Annotated in this window: 16 protein-coding genes and 1 tRNA gene; 11 read left to right on the top strand and 6 right to left on the bottom strand. The window is 73.5% G+C overall.

From position 1 onward, the window contains the following. Positions 1-149 precede the first annotated feature (149 nt). A complete protein-coding gene (gene corA / locus AMK25_RS26225) occupies positions 150-1,298 on the top strand; it encodes a magnesium/cobalt transporter CorA (protein WP_073831062.1) in 1,149 nt (382 codons plus the stop codon). A gap of 93 nt (positions 1,299-1,391) precedes the next feature. Here the strand turns inward: corA and AMK25_RS26220 are convergent, their stop codons facing one another. Then, the gene (locus AMK25_RS26220; RefSeq protein ID WP_073831061.1) at positions 1,392-2,231 is read right to left on the bottom strand and encodes a hypothetical protein; all 840 of its coding nucleotides are present in this window, start codon (positions 2,229-2,231) and stop codon (positions 1,392-1,394) included. Between the two features lie 84 nt (positions 2,232-2,315). Here AMK25_RS26220 and AMK25_RS26215 point away from each other — a divergent pair, with 84 nt between their 5' ends. After that, a complete protein-coding gene (locus AMK25_RS26215) occupies positions 2,316-2,846 on the top strand; it encodes a peptidylprolyl isomerase (protein WP_073831060.1) in 531 nt (176 codons plus the stop codon). A 25-nt stretch (positions 2,847-2,871) separates the two neighbouring features. Further along, on the top strand, positions 2,872-3,813 hold the full coding sequence (locus AMK25_RS26210; protein ID WP_073831059.1) for a rhomboid family intramembrane serine protease: 942 nt from the start codon (positions 2,872-2,874) through the stop codon (positions 3,811-3,813). Positions 3,814-3,816: 3 nt separating this feature from the next. Here the strand turns inward: AMK25_RS26210 and AMK25_RS26205 are convergent, their stop codons facing one another. Beyond that, positions 3,817-4,251: a PH domain-containing protein gene (locus tag AMK25_RS26205; protein WP_073831058.1), complete on the bottom strand. Its 435-nt coding sequence runs from the start codon at positions 4,249-4,251 to the stop codon at positions 3,817-3,819. Between the two features lie 98 nt (positions 4,252-4,349). On the opposite strand from AMK25_RS26205, the gene AMK25_RS26200 reads away from it, so the two are divergent. The 6 genes from AMK25_RS26200 to AMK25_RS26175 all read left to right on the top strand — a co-directional run bounded on the left by AMK25_RS26200 (position 4,350) and on the right by AMK25_RS26175 (position 9,729). After that, positions 4,350-5,522: a thiolase family protein gene (locus tag AMK25_RS26200; RefSeq protein ID WP_073831057.1), complete on the top strand. Its 1,173-nt coding sequence runs from the start codon at positions 4,350-4,352 to the stop codon at positions 5,520-5,522. 108 nt (positions 5,523-5,630) lie between these two features. Further along, positions 5,631-6,143, top strand: a complete 513-nt coding sequence (locus AMK25_RS26195; protein WP_030499377.1) for a hypothetical protein — start codon at positions 5,631-5,633, stop codon at positions 6,141-6,143. Positions 6,144-6,211: 68 nt separating this feature from the next. After that, positions 6,212-6,895, top strand: coding sequence for a response regulator transcription factor (locus tag AMK25_RS26190; RefSeq protein WP_073831056.1), 684 nt, complete (start codon positions 6,212-6,214; stop codon positions 6,893-6,895). Further along, complete coding sequence (locus tag AMK25_RS26185; protein WP_073831055.1) at positions 6,888-8,294, top strand: sensor histidine kinase; 1,407 nt, start codon at positions 6,888-6,890, stop codon at positions 8,292-8,294. Before AMK25_RS26190 ends, AMK25_RS26185 begins: the two co-directional genes overlap by 8 nt. Before the next feature lie 58 nt (positions 8,295-8,352). Next, positions 8,353-8,940 carry a hypothetical protein gene (locus AMK25_RS26180; RefSeq protein ID WP_073831054.1) on the top strand — a complete coding sequence of 196 codons (588 nt, stop codon included), beginning with the start codon at positions 8,353-8,355 and terminating at the stop codon, positions 8,938-8,940. Positions 8,941-9,018: 78 nt separating this feature from the next. Beyond that, the gene (locus AMK25_RS26175) at positions 9,019-9,729 is read left to right on the top strand and encodes a glycosyltransferase family 2 protein (RefSeq protein WP_043327778.1); all 711 of its coding nucleotides are present in this window, start codon (positions 9,019-9,021) and stop codon (positions 9,727-9,729) included. A 67-nt stretch (positions 9,730-9,796) separates the two neighbouring features. Here the strand turns inward: AMK25_RS26175 and AMK25_RS26170 are convergent, their stop codons facing one another. Continuing rightward, positions 9,797-10,672, bottom strand: a complete 876-nt coding sequence (locus AMK25_RS26170) for a transketolase family protein (protein WP_073831175.1) — start codon at positions 10,670-10,672, stop codon at positions 9,797-9,799. Between the two features lie 14 nt (positions 10,673-10,686). Continuing rightward, positions 10,687-11,370: a transketolase gene (locus tag AMK25_RS26165; RefSeq protein ID WP_073831053.1), complete on the bottom strand. Its 684-nt coding sequence runs from the start codon at positions 11,368-11,370 to the stop codon at positions 10,687-10,689. 46 nt (positions 11,371-11,416) lie between these two features. Between AMK25_RS26165 and soxR the strand changes: the two genes are divergently transcribed. Continuing rightward, entirely contained in the window at positions 11,417-11,869 is a 453-nt protein-coding gene (soxR, locus tag AMK25_RS26160) for a redox-sensitive transcriptional activator SoxR (protein WP_073831052.1), read from the top strand. Positions 11,870-11,872: 3 nt separating this feature from the next. Here the strand turns inward: soxR and AMK25_RS26155 are convergent, their stop codons facing one another. Further along, positions 11,873-12,847 carry an NAD(P)H-quinone oxidoreductase gene (locus AMK25_RS26155; protein WP_073831051.1) on the bottom strand — a complete coding sequence of 325 codons (975 nt, stop codon included), beginning with the start codon at positions 12,845-12,847 and terminating at the stop codon, positions 11,873-11,875. A gap of 9 nt (positions 12,848-12,856) precedes the next feature. Next, positions 12,857-13,396 carry an AAA family ATPase gene (locus AMK25_RS26150; RefSeq protein WP_073831050.1) on the bottom strand — a complete coding sequence of 180 codons (540 nt, stop codon included), beginning with the start codon at positions 13,394-13,396 and terminating at the stop codon, positions 12,857-12,859. A gap of 96 nt (positions 13,397-13,492) precedes the next feature. Here AMK25_RS26150 and AMK25_RS26145 point away from each other — a divergent pair. Beyond that, positions 13,493-13,579, top strand: a tRNA-Ser gene (locus AMK25_RS26145). Positions 13,580-13,744 lie beyond the last annotated feature (165 nt).

The raw sequence follows: 13,744 nt of genomic DNA, 5'->3' as shown, positions 1-13,744 counted from the left end.
GCCGTGTCGCCCCTCACCCCCCTGACGCGGCCCGGCCCGCCCGGCGCCGGCGCGTGACCTCCGTCGCACCGCCCGTCCCGCTCCCGCGCTGCGCCTCCCGCCGGTCGGCGTAACCTGCAAGCCGCAGCTCCAGGGAGAGGAGGCGAGAGATGACGGACCGGGTGGCACGCGACCGAACCGCCGGACCCGACGGCGGCCGGGCACTACGACCCCGGGCCTGGGCGGCCCCGGTACGCGCCATGTCCCGCATCCTCAACGCCGACGGCTCCCCCCGTACCGCCCAGCCGGCCGGCCCGGAGCGCAGCGGCATCGTCGACTGCGGTCTCTACGTCGACGGCGAGCGCCGCCCCGGCCGGGCCCAGTACGCCGAGGCACTGGCCGCCGCCCGGCAGGAGCGGGACGGCTTCGTCTGGCTCGGCCTGCACGAGCCGGACCTGGCCGAGATGACCGAGATCGCCGCCACCTTCGGCCTGCACGAGCTCGCAGTGGAGGACGCGGTCAAGGCCCAGCAGCGCCCGAAGCTGGAGCACTTCGGCGAGATCGTCTTCCTGGTGCTGCGGACCGCCCGCTACTGCGAACACGCGGAGCTGACCGAGAACTCCGAGGTGGTGGAGACCGGCCAGGTGATGCTCTTCATCGGGCCGCAGTTCGTGATCAGCGTGCGGCACGGTGACGCCTGCCGGCTGGCGCCGGTCCGCGCCGACCTGGAGGCGAAGCGGGAACTGCTGCGGCACGGCCCGTGGGCCGTCGCGTACGCGATCACCGACCGCGTGGTCGACCTCTACCTGGAGGTCGCCGACCGGCTGGAGGACGACCTCGACGTGCTGGAGGCGGACGTCTTCGACCGGCAGAGCAGCGGCCGGATCCAGCGGATCTACCAGATGAAGCGGGAGCTGGTCGAGTTCAAGCGGGCGGTGGTGCCGCTGCAGCGGCCGCTGATGACGCTCACCTCCGAGGTCAACCGGTGGGTGCCGCAGGAGGTCCGGCGTTACTTCCGCGACGTGCAGGACCACCTCAGCCGCACCGTCGAGCAGGTGAACTCCTACGACGACCTGCTCAACTCGATCCTCCAGGCCCGGCTGGCCCAGGTCACCGTCGACCAGAACAACGACATGCGCAAGATCGCCGCCTGGGCCGCGATCGGTGCGGTGTGGACGGCGATCGCCGGCATCTACGGCATGAACTTCGACAACATGCCCGAGCTGAGGTGGACGTACGGCTATCCGGGGGTGTGGGCGCTGATGCTCGCCGCGTCCTTCACGCTCTACCGCCTGTTCCGCCGCAACGGCTGGCTGTAAGCCTTCGCCCTACGCCGAACCGGACGCCTCACACGCGGAGGCGCCGGCCACGCGGGGTGTCCCACGTGCCGGCGCCGATCCGACGGTACGAGGTCAGCGACGACCGGCGGCCTTCGCGGCGTTCTTGCCGGCCTGCACGGCCTTGGTGATGTCGTCGGCCGGGCGACCCGAGACGTCCCGGGCGCCCTCGGCGACGGAGGGGACCTGGTCGTTCGGGTGGATCACCGGCTGGCTGCCGGAGGTGGCGGTCGACGCGCTGCTGCCCTTGGCCACCGCCGAGGAGCCGGCGCCGGTCGGGCCGGCCTGCGTCACCTTCGCGCTCGCGTCCGGGGTCTCCACCACGATCGTGTCCACGTCCTCCCGCATCGGCTCCAGCTTGTCGCGACCGGTCGCGCCGAGCGTGCTGGTCGCGCCGAGCGTGCCGGTCGGGTCGTACTCGGCCCACTCCTGCTGCTCGCGGCGGCGCCGCATGGCCATCGCCCCGGCCAGGCCGGCGACGGTCCCGGCCACCAGCAGGCCCGCGGTCATGCCCCGCGACCTGCGCTGCTTCTTCTTTCCGGCCTTCATGCTCTTCGCCTTCTTCGTCATCGCGGACTGCTTCGCGGCCATCGCCTTGCGGCCACCCGACGCCTTACCGGCGGCCTCGACCCGGGCGTTGCGCACGGCCAGCAGCACCGGCGCGACCGCCGCGGCGGTCGACGCGAACCCGCTGGACGCCCGGTCCCGGACCATGACCGCGGTCGGCGCGACGGCACCCCGGGCTGCCTGGACCCGCGGGCCGACAGTGGCGCCGGCACCCTTCGCCGCGTACGTCGCGGCTTGCCTCAGGTGACCGATGCCCTGGTTCAGCTCCACCTTGGCGAGCTGGCCCTGGGTCTTTCGCCGCCCGATTCCAAACACGGTCCCACCTCCTGGGAGTTGTTCCTTCGTCATCCTCCACCTTCGGATGCCTCCGCATGGCCAGATCGGGCACATGGGAGGATCCGCAAGGAACTGACCAACGAGTGAGGAGTACCCGTGGCCGAGGCTGTCTACGCCACCTTGCACACCAACGCCGGCCCGATCCGGCTGGAGCTCTTCCCGAACCACGCGCCGAAGACCGTCCGCAACTTCGTGGAGCTGGCCGAGGGCACCCGGGAGTACATCGACCCGCGTACCGGTCAGCCGGGCAGCGGGCCGTACTACGACGGCACCGTCTCGCACCGCGTGATCAGCGGTTTCATGGTTCAGATGGGCGACCCGACCGGCACCGGACGCGGTGGCCCGGGCTACAAGTTCGGCGACGAGTTCCACCCCGAGCTGCGCTTCGACCGGCCGTACCTGCTGGCCATGGCGAACGCCGGGCCGGGCACCAACGGCTCGCAGTTCTTCATCACGGTGTCGCCCACGCCACACCTGAACAACCGGCACACCATCTTCGGCCAGGTCGCCGACGAGCAGTCCGCGAAGGTGGTCGACTCGATCGCCAACACCCCGACCGGCCCGAGCGACCGGCCGCTGCAGGACGTGGTGATCGAGCGGGTCGAGATCGAGCGTCAGCAGGCCTGAGCGACACGCGGGTACCTTTGCTCGCATGACTGAGCGCTCCGGCCAGCCAGGCGACACCACCGGGGACCCGGTGCCGACCACTCCGGTCTGCTACCGGCACCCCGGCCGGGAGACGTACATCCGCTGCTCTCGATGCGACCGGCCGATCTGCACCGAGTGCATGCGGGACGCCTCCGTCGGGCACCAGTGCCCGGAGTGTGTCGCCGAGGGACGCCGCAGCGTGCGGCCGGCGCGTACCGCCTTCGGTGGCGGTGCCGCCGGCCGCCAGGGCAACGTCACGAAGGCGCTGATCGCGCTGAACGTGCTGATGATGCTGGTCTCCATCGCCTCGGCCCGCAGCGGCAACGCGGTGGCCGGCGGTGGCCTCGGCGGCCTGATGGGCGATCGCACCCCGCTGACCGACTGGGGCTCGGTGCTGGGGCTGGCCGCCTTCCCCGACGGCACCATCGGCGGAGTGGCCGACGGCCAGTGGTACCGGCTGGTCACCGCCATGTTCCTGCACTTCGGCGTGCTGCACCTGCTGCTCAACATGTGGGCGCTCTGGGTGCTCGGCCGGACGCTGGAGGCGGTGCTCGGGCCGCTGCGCTTCCTGGCGCTCTACCTGCTCGCCGGGCTGGGCGGCAACGTCGCGGCGTACGTCTTCACCGAGCCGAACCGCACCACGGCCGGCGCCTCGACGGCGGTCTTCGGCCTGTTCGCCGCCATCTTCGTGATCATGCGGCGGCTGGGCCGGGACACCTCGGCGATCGTCCCGATCCTGGTGATCAACCTGATCTTCACGTTCACCGTGCCGAGCATCTCGGTGGCCGGGCACCTCGGCGGTCTGGCGGCCGGCGCGGTGGTGTCGCTGATCCTGGCGTACGCCCCCCGGTCACGGCGGACCGCGTTCCAGGTGGCGGGCTGCGTGATCGTGCTCGTCGCGCTGATCGGCCTGACCCTGGTCCGTACCGCCGCGCTGCTCGGCTGAGCCTCAGCCCGCGGTGGGGCGGGCCTCGTCCAGCGCCGCCGCCACCTCGTCCAGCGGCGCGTCCAGGTCACGCCGCCCGAACAGGTGCAGCGACTCCCCGGCGTCGATCTCCAGCGTCTCGGCGGTGATCCCGCGCCGGGCGCGCCGCTCCAGGCGGATCGCCTCCACCGCGTCCCACGGCAGCCGGCGTCGCCCGGCGAATCCCCGCAACACGGTCAACCCGTCCGGGTCGGCGGCGAGGCGGACCGGTGCGACCACGTCGCGCAGCGCCCAGGCGAGCAGACCGGCGGCGGCCAGCCCGGCCAGCCCCGGGCGGACCGGGTCACCGCCGGCGAAGAGCAGCCCCAGGGCCAGCAGCGCGAGCGCGCCGAGCGCCTTGAGCACCGGCACCTCGCGCGGCACCCGCCACTGCCGGACCGGTGGCGACTGTGGATCCATCCGCCCAGCATGCCAGCCGCACCGTCCGCTCGCCGGAGGAGGACGGCCGGTCCGGCAGCACGTACTATCGGGGCAAGCGAGGTTACCCGGGAGTAGACATGAGTGACGCGGTCATCGTCGGCGCGGTACGAACCCCGGTCGGGCGGCGCAAGGGCAGCCTCGCCGGAGTGCACCCGGTCGACCTCTCGGCGCACGTGCTGCGCGCGCTCGCCGAGCGCACCGGCATCGACCCCGGCCTGGTCGACGACGTGATCTGGGGCTGCGTGTCGCAGGTCGGCGAGCAGTCCTGGAACGTGGCCCGCAACGCGGTGCTGGCCGCCGGCTGGCCGGAGTCGGTCCCGGGCACCACGCTCGACCGCCAGTGCGGGTCGAGCCAGCAGGCGCTGCACTTCGCCGCCGCGACTGTTCTCTCCGGCCAGGCCGACCTGGTGGTGGCCGGTGGCGTCGAGTCGATGACCCGGGTGCCGATGGGTTCCAGCGTCGGCGGCGGGATGCCGTTCAGCGCGGCGATCCTGGAGCGCTACCGCGGAGTCGAGGGCGTCGCGGCGGACTCGCCGCTGCCGTTCAACCAGGGCGTCGGGGCCGAGCTGATCGCCCAGCGGTGGCGCTTCTCGCGTACTCAGCTGGACGAGTTCGCGCTGGCCAGCCACGAGAAGGCGGCCGCCGCGCAGGACGCCGGCGCGTTCGAGGCCGAGCTGGCGCCGGTGGCGCTCGCCGACGGCGGCAAGTTCTCCGCCGACGAGGGCATCCGCCGCGACACCTCGCTGGCCAAGCTGGGCGAGCTGGCCACCCCGTTCCGCGCCGACGGCGTGGTCACCGCCGGGTCCGCGTCGCAGATCTCCGACGGCGCCGCCGCGCTCGCCGTCACCACCGCCGAGTGGGCCAGCCGGCACGGCCTGCGCCCGCTGGCCCGGGTGCACACCGCCGTGGTCGCCGCCGACGACCCGGTCACCATGCTGACCGCGCCCATCCCGGCCACCGCGAAGGCGCTGCGCCGGGCGGGGCTGGGCATCGAGGAGATCGGCGTGTACGAGGTGAACGAGGCGTTCGCCCCGGTGCCGCTGGCCTGGCTGGCCGAGACCGAGGCGGACCCGGAGCGGCTCAACCCCCGGGGTGGGGCGATCGCGCTCGGTCACCCGCTCGGCGGGTCCGGCGCGCGGATCATGACCACGATGCTCCAGCACATGCGGGACAACGGCATCCGCTACGGCCTGCAGACCATGTGCGAGGGCGGCGGGATGGCCAACGCCACGATCGTCGAGCTGCTCTGAGCCGACCGGCCGCCGGTGTCGCACCGCAGGTGCGACTTGCACGTGTGGAAGTTCCAGAAATCGGGCGTGACCCATATCACCCCTGGTCATCGCGTCGTTGGACCGGGCATGGACGTGTTCTCGCGAACGTTCCTTCCGGCCGCCGCCGAGACCGGCCTGGCGACCCAGACCGTCACCCGGCACATGCCGGTGTTCCGCCGGTGCGTCGGTTCCGGCGACGCCACCATCCTGGTCACCCGGTGCAGCCGCCCGGACGACCCGGTCGGCGGCGACTACCTGATGCTGCTCACCCACCGCCGCCTGGTGGTCACCCGGCAGACCCGGGTACTGCACCGGCTGCGCCTGCACCTCAACACTGAGCTGCGCGAGCTGAGCAACGTGACGTGGAGCCCCGATCCCCGGGCGCACAGTGTGGAGCTGGCGGCGACAGCCATCGACGGGGCGCGTGAGCGTTTCGTCATCCGTACCCATCACCCGAAGCAGGTGTGGCAGCTCGACACGCTGCTCAACCACGCCTTCCGTACCCGCCTGCGGACTCCGGCCGAGCGGGTGGTCGCCACGATCGGCGAGCCGCCGGCGGGCGCCCGGCCCACTGTGCTCCGGCCGGCGCCGGCCCGCTGACGCTCTCCTTACCGGATCCGAACATTTCCTGACCGGCCGGTCGGTCGCCGGTCGGTCATCATGGGCCGGTGACCGCCGCCGCCCCGCCCGGGCTCGTCCTCGTGGTGGAGGACGAGCCGGCCATCGCCGACCTGGTCCGGCTCTATCTGACCCGGGACGGGTTCGGCGTACACCTGGAACGTGACGGCGAGGCCGGGCTGGCCGCCGCGCGGCGGCTGCGCCCGGTGGCCTGCGTGCTCGACATCGCGCTGCCCGGCCTGGCCGGCACCGAGATCTGCCGTCGGCTGCGCGCGGCCGGCGACTGGACACCTGTCATCTTCCTCACCGCCCGGGACGACGAGGTGGACCGCGTCGTCGGGCTGGAGTTGGGCGCCGACGACTACGTCACCAAGCCGTTCAGTCCCCGCGAACTGCTCGCCCGGCTGCGGGCGGTGCTGCGCCGCACGTCCGGCGTGCCCGCCGAACAGCCCCGCACGCTCGGCGCCGTCACACTCGATTCGGCCCGCCGCACGGTGACCGCCGCCGGTACGCCGGTGCAGCTCACCTCCACCGAGTTCGACCTGCTCGCCCATCTCATGGCCCGCCCGGGCCGGGTGTTCACCCGGGAGGAACTGCTGGCCGGCGTGTGGGGGTACGCGGCGCACGCCGGCACCCGGACCGTCGACGTGCACGTGGCGCAGGTCCGGGCGAAACTCGGCCCGGACAGCGTGATCCGCACCCACCGGGGCGTCGGGTACGCCGCCGATGCCTGAGCAGCCGACGGGAGCGATGCCGCGCCGCCCCGGGCGGACGCTCACCGCCCGGGCGGTCCTGGCCACCTGCGCGGTGGCGCTGGTGTCGGTGCTCGTGACCGCGCTGGTGGCGGTGCCCCTGGCGGTACGCGGCGCGGAGCGCCGGGACCAGGAGGCGCTCGCCGCCCAGGCCCGGCTCGCCGCCGACGTCCTCCGGGTGCGGGCGGTACGCCAGCGCGACGGCGCCGGGGACCGGCTCATCCGCCAGCTGGGTCAGCAGCAGATCGAGGTGTACCTGATCCGGGGCGGGCAGGCCGACCGGCCCGGCCTGCCCCGACCGCTCGTGACACGGGTGGCCGGCGGCGGCAACGTCTCCGGCCGGCGGCTGGTCGACGGGGAACGCCGGCTGGTCGAGGCGCGGGCGCTGCCCGGCGGGGACGGGGTGGTGCTGACCCGCGCCCGGAGCGCCGCGCCCTGGCGGCAGGTGCTGCGCGGACTCTGGCTGCCGCTGCTCGCCGGACTCGCCGCCGGGGCGGCCGCCGGACTGCTTCTCGCCCGCCGGCTGGCCCGGCCGATCCGGACCGCCGCCACCGCCGCCGCGCGGCTGCGCGCCGGGGACCGGGCGGTCCGGGTGCCGGTCGAGCCGCCCGACGAGGTGGCCGACCTGGCGCACGCGCTGAACGGCCTGGCCGCCGCGCTGGCCACGAGCGAGGGTCGGCAGCGCGAGTTCCTGCTCTCCGTCTCGCACGAGTTGCGGACCCCGCTGACCGCGATCCGTGGCTACGCCGAGGCGCTGGCCGACGGGGTGATCGAGGCCGACGCGGTGCCGGCGACCGGCCGGACCGTGCTCGCCGAGGCCGAACACCTGGACCGGCTGGTCCGCGACCTGCTGGCGCTGGCCCGGTTGGAGGCGGTCGACTTTCCGCTGGAACCGCTGCCGGTCGACCTGACCCGGCTCGCCGCCGACGCGGAGCGCGCCTGGTCCGGCCGGTGCGCGGCGCTCGGGGTGCCGTTCCGGCTGGAGACGCCGGACGCGCCGGTGCCGGCGTACACCGATCCGGGCCGGATCCGGCAGGTCGTGGACGGGCTGCTGGAGAACGCGCTGCGGGTCGTACCGCCGGGGGCGCCGGTGGCGCTCGCGGTCCGGCCCGCCGGCCCGGCGGGCGGCGGGACGCTGGAGGTCCGGGACGGCGGACCCGGCCTCACCGACGACGACCTGGACGTGGCGTTCGAGCGGGGCGCGCTGCACCAGCGGTACCGGGGGGTGCGCAAGGTGGGCAGCGGGCTGGGCCTGGCGCTGGCCGCCGGGCTGATCCGCCGGCTCGGCGGGGACATCACCGCGGGGCACGCCCCGGAGGGCGGGGCCGCCTTCACAGTCGTGGTGCCGCCGGATCCTTACCGGGCTCGAACATCGGCTTGACCGTCCCCTCGTGTCGGTGCGGAACGCTCGGGTCGTCACCGCGAGGAAAGGACCACAGATGGCACGTCAGCGAATCGTCACCGGCGCCACCGCGCTGCTCGCCGCCGCGGCGCTCGGACTCGCCGGGTGCGGCGCGAGCCGGCCCGGCGCGGCACCCGACCAGGCGGTCGAGGTGAGCGCCGCCCTGGGCGCGGAGGGCCAGGCGCTCGCCGCGCTCGGCCTCGACGCCGGCGACCTGGACGTGGACCCGGTCGCCGCGCCGGCGCCCACCGGCACGCCGCAGGCCGGGCCGGACGGCAAGGGCGAACGGGCGCAGGAGGGGAACAGGCGTCACCGGGCCCGGGTGCTGCTGCGGCGCAACACGCTGCACGGCGAGGCGGTGGTGCGCACCAGGGACGGTGGCACGAAGACCGTGGCGGTCCAGCGCGGCGAGGTGACGGCGATCGACGACAGGTCGATGACCGTTAAGTCCACAGACGGTTTCACAGTGACCTGGACATTTGGCGAGAAACTGCGGGTGGTCGAGCGCCGGACCGCAATCCGATCGAACGACATCAAGATCGGTACGACGGTCGCGGTGGCCGGGGCGAAGGACGGCGGCAGGAACGTGGCCCGGCTGGTGGTGGTTCCGATTCGCCAGGAATAGGTGCCTGGGCTGTCGTGACGGAAGCAATGTGCCAGGCTACGCTATGCCCCGACCCGCCATCGCCTCAGTGGAGAATCCGTGAAGCTCTCGATCCTCATGCCGGTCTACAACGAGGAAGAACGTATCGCGGATGCCCTCAAGCAGGCATTGGCGGTGGACTACCCGTGCGAGATCGAGCTCGTCGTCGTGGACGACGGCAGCCGGGACGGCACCGGTGAGATTCTGGGCCGGGTCGACGACGCACGCCTCCGGGTGATCACCCACCAGCGCAACGCCGGCAAGGGCGCGGCCATCAAGACCGCCGTCGACAGCGCCGAGGGCGAGTACATGGTCATCCTCGACGCCGACCTCGAGTACGACCCGCAGGACATCCCGCGTCTGCTGGAGCCGGTGCTCGACGGGCGGGCGACAGTCGTCTACGGCAATCGGACCTTCGGCAGCCACAGCTCGTACAGCTTCTGGTACGTGATGGGCAACAAGGGCGTCACGCTCGCCGCGAACGTGCTCTACAACTCCTACATCGGCGACCTGGAGACCTGCTTCAAGCTGATGCCGCTGGAGCTGTACCGCTCGCTCCAGGTCCGCTCCCGGGGCTTCGGCATGGAGGCCGAGGTCACCGGCAAGCTGCTCCGCCAGCGCATCCGCCCCTACGAGGTGCCGATCAGCTACCGCGCGCGGGGCCGCGAGGAGGGCAAGAAGATCACCTGGAAGGACGGCGTCGAGGCGATCTGGATCCTGGCCCGCGAGCGCGCCCGCCGCCGCCCGGCCACTCCCGCCGCCGCGCACTGAGCCCGAACCGGAACCCCGCGACCCTGGCACGAGCCGAGGTCGCGGGGTTCCGTCGTGTCCGGGACGCTCAGGTGAGGAACGTGTCCACCGAGCGGCGCAGCCCGGCGGCGTCCAGGCCGTGCCAGCGTTCGTGGTCCTCGGCGCTGCCGTAGCGGCGCAGGTCCTCGCGGCCCACCCCGAGCGCGAGCAGCCGGTGCGGCCGGTCGGCCAGCGCCTCGGACACCACCCGCGTCGAGGTGCCCGCCAGGTACGGCTCGACCAGTATCACCTCGGTCCCGGCCAGCGCCCGCAGCCCGGCCGTGTCGAACGGGCGCGGCCGGTGGGTGTAGGCCACGGTCACCGCCCGGTCGGCAGTCGCGGCCAGCGCCGGGTCCAGCACCGGCCCGACCGCCACCAGCAGCGGCGCGCCCGGCCCGGCGTCGCGCACCACCCGCAGGTCACCCGCCTCCGGGTACGCCTGCGAGTTGGTCCGGAGGGACAACCGCAGGTACGCCGAGTCCTGCCCGCACACGACGTCGCGCAGCAGCGGCCGGACCTCGTCCGGGTGCCCCGGCACGTGCACGGTCCAGCCGTGCAGCGTGTCGATCAGCGCCACGTCGGCCGGACCGAGGTGGGTGCGCCCCGCCGCCGCCCGGTCGTACGAGCCGCCGATGCCGACGAGCACCGCGCCGACGCCCTGGTGGTCGAGGTCCAGCTTGATCTGCTCGTACGCCCGCTCGACCAGGAACGGGGCGTAGCTGTGCACGATCGGCCGCTGCCCGGTCAGCGCCAGCCCACCGGCGACCCCGATCATCAACTGCTCCCGGATGCCGACGTTGACGACCCGGTCCGGGTACCGGGCGGCGGCCGGCTCGAACGCGTCGGCGGAGATGTCGGCGAGCACGACCGTCGTACGCGGATCGGCGAGCACCTCCTCGGTGCTGGTCACGAACGCGTCCCGCATGGTGCTGCTCATGCTCACTCCCCGTCCGTGACGACCGCGACGACGACGTGCGGCCGGTGATCGTCGTGCCCGGTGAGGGCGGCGTGCAGGGCGTCGTGGTCGCGCCCGTCGACGGTGGCGGCGCTCCACCCGTTCACCGTGAACCGGCTTGCCACGCCACCCGGCCAGCCGTACGTGGCCGAGCGGTTGTCCAGCACGATCGCGGTCAGGCTGCCCAGCCCGGTCGCGCCCGCGTACGCGATCGCCTCGTGGTTGGAGCCCTCGTCCAGTTCGGCGTCGCCGAGCAGCACGTACACCCGGGGGTCGGTGCGGCCCTGGGCCCGCAGCCCGAGCGCGGTGCCCACGCCCAGCCCGAGGCCGTGGCCGAGCGAACCGGAACCGATCTCGACGCCCGGCACGAGCGTGCGGTCCGGGTGGTCGCCGAGGCGGCTCGCCGGGCCGCCCTGGTCGTCCAGCCACTCGGGCGGTACGAAGCCGCGCGCGGCGAGCAGCGCGTAGTAGCCGGCGACCGCGTGCCCCTTGGAGAGCAGGAAGCGGTCCCGGTCCGGGTCGTCCACGGTGGCCGGGGTGACCCGGAGCACCCGGTCGTAGAGCACCTGGAGCACGTCCAGCGTCGAGTACACGTTGGCGCCGAACTCGCGGCCGGCGCGCACCCGGTCCAGCAGCGGCCCCAGTTCGGTGGCGGTGGTCGTCGTCATACCGATAGCCTCGGACTTGAAGCGAACTTCAACTCAAGGCCGTGTGATGCACGAAGCAACACTGACCATCGGGCAGCTCGCCGACCGCAGTGGCGTGGCCCCCTCGGCGCTGCGCTACTACGAGCGGCTCGGCCTGATCCACGCCGCCCGCACGGGCGGCAACCAGCGCCGCTATGCCCGCACCGAGCTGCGCCGGGTCGCGTTCATCCGGATCTCCCAGCAGGTCGGTGTCTCGCTGGAGGAGATCCGGGCCGCGCTGGACTCGCTGCCGTCGGGCCGTACCCCCACGCCCGACGACTGGGCCGCGCTGTCCCGCGCCTGGCGGGACCGGCTGGACGAGCGGATCCGGCTGCTCGGCAAGCTCCGCGACGACCTGGACGGCTGCATCGGCTGCGGCTGCCTGTCGTTGCAGCGCTGCACGCTCTACAACCCCGGCGACTCGCTCGCCGTCGAGGGCCCCGGCCCGCGCCTCATGCTCCCGCGCCCCGGCCAGGGCTGACCCTCACCGGACCAGCAGCACCTTGCCCAGGTGGTCGTTGGTCTCCACCAGGCGGTGCGCCGCGGCGGCGTCGGCCATGTCCACCCGGGCGTGCACCACCGGCCGGACCCGGCCCGCCTCCACCAGCGGCCACACCTGATCGCGTACGCCCCGGACGATCGCCGCCTTCTGCTCGACCGGACGGGACCGCAACGCCGTGGCGTGCACCGCCGCCCGCTTCGCCAGCAGCATCCCCAGGTCCAGCTCGCCCTTGCGGCCGCCCTGCATGCCGATCACCACCAGCCGCCCGCCGGTGGCCAGCGCCGCCACGTTCCGGGGCAGGTAGGACGCGCCCATGATGTCCAGGATCACGTCCGCGCCCCGGCCGTCGGTGACCCGGCGTACCTCGTCCACGAAGTCCTGCTCGCGGTAGTCGATCGTGTGGGCGGCGCCCAGCTCCCGCAGCCGCTCGTGCTTCGCCGAGCGGGCAGTGACCAGCACCGTCGCGCCGAGCGCCACGCCGAGCTGGATCGCGAACGTGCCGATCCCGCTGCCGCCACCGTGCACCAGCAGAGTGTCGCCCTCGGCCAGCCGGGCCAGGTCGACCACGTTCGACCAGACAGTGCAGGCCACCTCCGGCAGCGCCGCCGCGTCGACCAGGTCCACCCCGGCCGGCACCGGCAGCAGCTGCCCGGCCGGCACCGCGACCTGCTCGGCGTAGCCGCCGCCGGCCAGCAGCGCGCAGACCTCCCGGCCCACCGACCAGCCGGTCACGCCGGGACCGAGCGCACGCACCGTCCCCGAACACTCCAGACCGGGGTACGCGGACGCGCCCGGCGGCGGCGGGTAGTGCCCCTGCCGCTGCAACAGGTCGGCCCGGTTCACCGCGCTCGCCCGCACCTCCACGACCACCTCGCCGGGGCCGGGCTCGGGGTCGGGCACGTGAGCCCAGACGAGCGCCTCGGGTCCGCCGGGTTCCGTGATCGTGACTGCGCGCATGACTCAGTCTTACCCGATCTGCCCGTCGGTCCACGCGCGGGCGAGGATCTCGGTCACCGTCTCCTCCGGGGTCTGGTCGGAGGTGTCCAGCCAGAGCCCGATCCGGGGCGTGTCGGCCCGGAACCCGGCGTCCAGGTCCGCCACCGGCCAGTCCCCGTACCCAGTCTTCGGCCGGTCCCGCTCGCGGGCCGCGACCACCTCGGCGCGGGGCGCGAGCACCACCACGGCGAGCGGCCGGTGCCGGATCCGGCCGACCATGGCCGGCAGGTCCGCGCCGAGCACCACGTCCTGGAGTACGACTGTGAAGCCCGCCGCGGCGTACCGGTCGGCGGTCGACGCGGCCAGGTCGTAGCGGAGCCGGAGCTGACCCAGCGCCTCGTCGGTCGGCTCGGCGGTCATGTCGGCCCGCCCGCTGACGATCATGCGGCGGAACACGTCACCGCGCAGGTGCACCGAGCGGGGCAGCTGCCGGGCCAGCCCTTCGGCCACTGTGGACTTGCCTGCGGCCATGATTCCGCTGATCAGCACCACTGCCGGGCTCTTCCACATGCACACATTCTCGCAACTGTGGTGGGACGGCGGCTTGCCCGGTACGGGGTTCGTGGCAGACTGGTCCCCGGTCGCGCACCCCTCGGGGGCGTGCCGGGAGGGTTCGCCTAGTGGCCGATGGCGCTGGTCTTGAAAACCGGTAAGGCAGCGATGTCTTCGTGGGTTCGAATCCCACACCCTCCGCCCACTCCCGCCTCGCCTCGGCCGGCCGCGTGCGGACATATCGGCGTGTCGCCCCGGAAGTAACCATCGCCTCTGCGGCTTATGACTCTCGGTCATAAATATGGGTCTTGTGACGGATGTGTGGGTCGGGTGTTCATGGGCGAGGTAGTTCGGGTCGGTGGCCGC

Origin of the sequence: Micromonospora sp. TSRI0369 (genome assembly GCF_001905625.1) — a bacterium.
Classification (GTDB): domain Bacteria; phylum Actinomycetota; class Actinomycetes; order Mycobacteriales; family Micromonosporaceae; genus Micromonospora; species Micromonospora echinospora_A.
This window is presented reverse-complemented; position numbering and strand designations above follow the sequence as displayed.

Coding starts and splice junctions, on each gene's coding strand:
- corA (WP_073831062.1), top strand. CDS start 150: ATGACGGACCGGGTGGCACGCGACCGAACCGCCGGACCCGACGGCGGC.
- AMK25_RS26220 (WP_073831061.1), bottom strand. CDS start 2,231: ATGACGAAGGAACAACTCCCAGGAGGTGGGACCGTGTTTGGAATCGGG.
- AMK25_RS26210 (WP_073831059.1), top strand. CDS start 2,872: ATGACTGAGCGCTCCGGCCAGCCAGGCGACACCACCGGGGACCCGGTG.
- AMK25_RS26205 (WP_073831058.1), bottom strand. CDS start 4,251: ATGGATCCACAGTCGCCACCGGTCCGGCAGTGGCGGGTGCCGCGCGAG.
- AMK25_RS26200 (WP_073831057.1), top strand. CDS start 4,350: ATGAGTGACGCGGTCATCGTCGGCGCGGTACGAACCCCGGTCGGGCGG.
- AMK25_RS26195 (WP_030499377.1), top strand. CDS start 5,631: ATGGACGTGTTCTCGCGAACGTTCCTTCCGGCCGCCGCCGAGACCGGC.
- AMK25_RS26185 (WP_073831055.1), top strand. CDS start 6,888: ATGCCTGAGCAGCCGACGGGAGCGATGCCGCGCCGCCCCGGGCGGACG.
- AMK25_RS26180 (WP_073831054.1), top strand. CDS start 8,353: ATGGCACGTCAGCGAATCGTCACCGGCGCCACCGCGCTGCTCGCCGCC.
- AMK25_RS26170 (WP_073831175.1), bottom strand. CDS start 10,672: ATGCGGGACGCGTTCGTGACCAGCACCGAGGAGGTGCTCGCCGATCCG.
- AMK25_RS26165 (WP_073831053.1), bottom strand. CDS start 11,370: ATGACGACGACCACCGCCACCGAACTGGGGCCGCTGCTGGACCGGGTG.
- soxR (WP_073831052.1), top strand. CDS start 11,417: ATGCACGAAGCAACACTGACCATCGGGCAGCTCGCCGACCGCAGTGGC.
- AMK25_RS26155 (WP_073831051.1), bottom strand. CDS start 12,847: ATGCGCGCAGTCACGATCACGGAACCCGGCGGACCCGAGGCGCTCGTC.
- AMK25_RS26150 (WP_073831050.1), bottom strand. CDS start 13,396: ATGTGGAAGAGCCCGGCAGTGGTGCTGATCAGCGGAATCATGGCCGCA.